We start from the raw sequence: 2,617 nt of genomic DNA, 5'->3' as shown, positions 1-2,617 counted from the left end.
CGCCGACGGTCGGGAGATCACTCATCCGTCGCTTCGCGGCGCTCCGGATCGGCGTCGTGCTGTACCGGTTCGTCGAGCGGCGGGAGCTGCTCGCGGAGCATCGCCTCGTCCTCCCGGAGCCACGGCGGCAGGCGGAGGTCGCTCCCGAGTTCGTCGGTCGGCTCGTCGCGCGTGAGTCCGGGACCGTCGGTCGCGATCTCGAACAGCACGCCGCCGGGGTCGCGGACGTACACCGAGTCGAAGTAGTATCGGTCCCGGGCCGGCGACGGGGAGAGCCCGGCGTCGATCAGTCGGTCGCGCCACGCCTCGAGCGCCGCGCGGTCGGGCACGCGGATCGCGACGTGGTGGCCCGTCCCGGCGCCCTCCTTCCCCCACGGCTCCTCGCGGGCGTAGAGGTCGACGACGGTCCCCGGTGTGGGGTCCCGCGCGAGATCAGTCGTGTCGGCGTCCAGCCCCTCGGTCTCGACGCCGTCGGCGCCGGCGACGTAGCGGACGCGGTCGCCCGCCTGCCCGACGAGGCCGAACCCGAACAGCTCCAGCACGCGCCCGGTGACGTAGGGACTGTTCGAGCGCAGCGTGACCGAGTGGACGCCCCGAATCGCGTGCTCGCTCGGAACCGTCTCGGCCCACGGATCGACGGCGAGTTCGTCGGTCCCGAGGACGCCGGCGGCGGCGCTCTCGACTAACGCGAGGTCGAGGCCGTCCGGGTCGGTGAAGGTGAGAGTCGGCTCGTCGAACCGTTCGGTCGGTTCGTCGGTCGCAACGCCGTGGTCCTCGAGGCGGTCGCGCCAGTAAGCGAGGCTCCCTTCGGGGACCGCGAACGCCGTCTCGCTCGGCTGCCCGGCACCGCGACGGCCGCCGGCGTCGAGCGGGTAGGGGAACGCGGTGAACGTGGTTCCGGGCGTGCCCGTCCCGTCGCCGAAGTAGAGGTGGTGGACCGCCGGCTCGTCGTGGTTGACGGTGCGCTTGACCAACCGCATCCCCAGCACGTCGCGGTAGAACGTCAGCGTCCCGTGGGGATCGCCGCTGACGACGGAGACGTGGTGGATCCCCGGCGTGTCCGGGGCAGTCGTCTCGCTGTCACTGCCCGCGTCGGGCGAAAGCGTGTCGAGTTCGGGCTCCCGCTCGCTCACAGTCCCCCCGTCCCGGAGGACGCCGTCGTGGGGATCTCGATCTCCTCGATCGGGATGTCGAGCTCCTCCAGCGCGGCGCGCATGTGCTCGTCCTTCACGTACTCGTCGCCGGCGTCGACGCGGTGGGCCTGCGCGTGGGCCAGCACCTCGCCCCGGCGGTCGTCGGGGATCTCGAACTTGTCGGCGGCGAGTTCGATCGTGAGCCCGTTGTGGTCACGGGTGTACAGCGAGTGGAACGCGCCGCGGTCGAACTCGTTGTAGCCGTAGCCCGCGTCCTCCAGCCCTTCGGCGATCTCCGCGAGGCGCTCGCCGTCGACGCTGAACGCGAGGTGGTGGACGCCGCCCATCCCGACGCGCTTGGGTCGGTTGTCCGAGGGGCGGTCGTCCTTCACGAAGAACGTGATGATCCGGCCGTCGCCGGCGTCGAAGAACAGGTGGGTCGCCTCGGGGTCGTCGAGGTTCGGCTGGCGCAGCACCAGCGGCATGCCGAGGATATCCCGGTAGTACTCGACGGTGTCCTCCTCGTTGCTCCCGATCAGCGTGATGTGGTCGACGCCGGTGACCCCGACGGGGCTGTCGGGCTTCTCGGCGGTCACGGGGATGTCGCTCTCGTCGGCCTGCGTGGGTGCGTCGGACATAATTGTCTCGTGTTACTGACTTCTCGCCCCACGGGTAAATCCGTTCCCCGACGTGGCTCCCACCCGGTGACGCGAGTGTTAGCGGCCGATTCGGGGCGGGGTCAGATCCCCAGCCACTCGTCGTTCCGCACCTCGTAGCCGCTCTCCCGCGTGAGCTTCCCCGCTTCCCGGCGCACGTCGCGCGAGCCGGGGAGCTTCCCCTTCTCCTCGATCCGCTCGACGATCCAGTCGGTGATCGCGCGGACGCCCTCGTCCTCGTCGAGCGTGTCGACCGCCTGCAGCGCGCGGAGCGTCTTCTCGTAGGCGTCGCGCTGGCTCGCCGAGTACTCCACGTTCGGGATCGTCTCGCTCGCTTCGACGATTCGCTTCATCGCCATCGCGATCGTCGGCCGCTGGATCCTGCTCCGGACGACCGCTGGCGACTCGTACGTCTCGACTTCGGCCTCGGGGAGTAGTTCCTCGACGGCGTACGTCTCCTGCCCTGCGGCGACTCGACGCCTACCGACGGTGTCGACGATCTCGGCGCCGGTCGCGGGGAAGGAGACCGTCTCGAGTTCGGCCTCGATCTCGTCGAGTTCGGCGTCGTCGATCGGCGGCTCGGCCTCGTCGTATCGCTCCAGTTCGGTTCGAAGCGCACGCTCGCGCTGTCGTCGCTCCTCGTCGGCGGCCTGCTTCTCCCGGCCTTGCTTGTCGTCTGCCATTACACTCGTTAGCACACCGATAGGGATAATCCTGTGGGCGGGACCGAACGCCTCGGCGATCAAGCGTCCCGGCCCGCCAAGAACGCCCGAACGGCGTCGCGGTCGGGTAGCCCGCCTCTGGCGCCCGCGGCGCGGCAGTTCAGCG

At 70.2% G+C, this 2,617-nt stretch carries 3 protein-coding genes; all 3 read right to left on the bottom strand.

All coding sequences use genetic code 11. The features are described 5' to 3' along the window. Window positions 1-17: 17 nt before the first annotated feature. The 3 genes from ACFR9S_RS01850 to ACFR9S_RS01840 all read right to left on the bottom strand — a co-directional run bounded on the left by ACFR9S_RS01850 (window position 18) and on the right by ACFR9S_RS01840 (window position 2,472). The gene (locus ACFR9S_RS01850) at window positions 18-1,133 is read right to left on the bottom strand and encodes a VOC family protein (protein ID WP_379817930.1); all 1,116 of its coding nucleotides are present in this window, start codon (window positions 1,131-1,133) and stop codon (window positions 18-20) included. Then, window positions 1,130-1,771, bottom strand: a complete 642-nt coding sequence (locus ACFR9S_RS01845; RefSeq protein WP_379732536.1) for a VOC family protein — start codon at window positions 1,769-1,771, stop codon at window positions 1,130-1,132. The genes ACFR9S_RS01850 and ACFR9S_RS01845 overlap by 4 nt, the downstream gene beginning before the upstream one ends. Before the next feature lie 101 nt (window positions 1,772-1,872). Further along, window positions 1,873-2,472 carry a hypothetical protein gene (locus tag ACFR9S_RS01840; protein ID WP_379732537.1) on the bottom strand — a complete coding sequence of 200 codons (600 nt, stop codon included), beginning with the start codon at window positions 2,470-2,472 and terminating at the stop codon, window positions 1,873-1,875. Between the last annotated feature and the right edge of the window lie 145 nt (window positions 2,473-2,617).

The organism is Halolamina salina (genome assembly GCF_042678005.1).
GTDB classification, from domain to species: Archaea; Halobacteriota; Halobacteria; order Halobacteriales; family Haloferacaceae; genus Halolamina; species Halolamina salina.
This window is presented reverse-complemented; position numbering and strand designations above follow the sequence as displayed.